This is a genomic window from Haloferax sp. s1, from assembly GCF_058382125.1.
In genome coordinates this window covers 1-1047 of the sequence record NZ_JBZRPK010000102.1, presented here as the reverse complement: position 1 = coordinate 1047, position 1047 = coordinate 1, and the positions used below count along the sequence as shown (strand labels likewise).

The 1047-nt window shown below is 59.4% G+C and carries 1 protein-coding gene and 1 tRNA gene; one reads left to right on the top strand and one right to left on the bottom strand.

Going from position 1 to position 1047, the window contains the following annotated elements:
* Positions 1-587: DUF7115 domain-containing protein (locus QT222_RS00710; protein WP_491475976.1), on the bottom strand; the 587-nt coding region annotated here is incomplete at its 3' end.
* A gap of 128 nt (positions 588-715) precedes the next feature.
* On the opposite strand from QT222_RS00710, the gene QT222_RS00705 reads away from it, so the two are divergent.
* A tRNA-Met gene (locus QT222_RS00705) sits at positions 716-864 on the top strand.
* Positions 865-1047: the final 183 nt, after the last annotated feature.

The following is a 1047-nucleotide window of genomic DNA, read 5'->3' as shown; positions in this document are numbered from 1 at the left end:
CACAACGCCTGCGCGAGTTTCTCGCGGACGAGTCGCGCCTCCTCGTTCGGAATCTTGAATCGTTCCTGTCGGCCGTCGACGGTGAGGACGACAGTCGTTGCGACGCTCCCGGATTCGAACTCCAGGTCGGAGACGTCGCTGTAGTGGTACGATTCGTAGTCTTCGTCCCAGACTGCACTCCCGATATGGCGGACGACACGCGCGTCGGTGACGGCGAAGGTGAGTTCGCTGAAACGGAACGTCTGGATGACGCTTTCGCCTTCGTCTGTCACGCCAGCGGCCGCGAGCACGCCGCCGACGATAGGCTGCAGTGCATCGTCGAGTCGTTTCGCGGAGAGAGAGAACGTTTCACTCCCGTCGAGACCGTAGTCGAGAGAGATTTTCGCCTTTCGTCGACCCTCGCTTACGGACAGTCGCTCGGCACCGTGCGAAAACTCGTCGACGGACTCGTCCGAAAGGAGACCTTCGGCTCGATAGACGAGCGTCCGCGTCGGAGTTACAAACAGTTCGTCCTCGCCCCCGAGGTGGACGCGGGTCACCACGTCTTCCTCACCAAGGACGGACTGGACGATCTCCGGTTGGCTCATGCGTGTGTGCACCCAGTGTTGGGGCATAAATCCGTGGGTGATGAACCGAATCGAGTGCTGTGGTGACCCGATACAGGGCCGACCGAGATGAGAAGCTTAAATACAACCAGCGCACAACGCCAAGATGAGCCCGGGTGGCTTAGCTGGACATAGCGCCGCACTCATAGGGTTTCACAATCGGTGCGGAACGCCTTGGAAGCCTCCGCCCCTCGCGAGGTCATGCCGGCCTCGTACCTGGGACATGCGGAGATCGTGGGTTCGGAGCCCACCCCGGGCATACCTCAATTCCTTTACATGCCCATTCAAATAGGGTAGCCACATCACTGTCTCCTAATTTTTCACTGGAAACAGAGGGGGCGATTCTCTGATGCCTGTCACGACCAGCAGTGGTTGTGGTAGTTGCTCTTCGTCGGCATCTGTCTCCTCGAACCCGGGACTGTCGTCGAAATCAAGAGCGCGA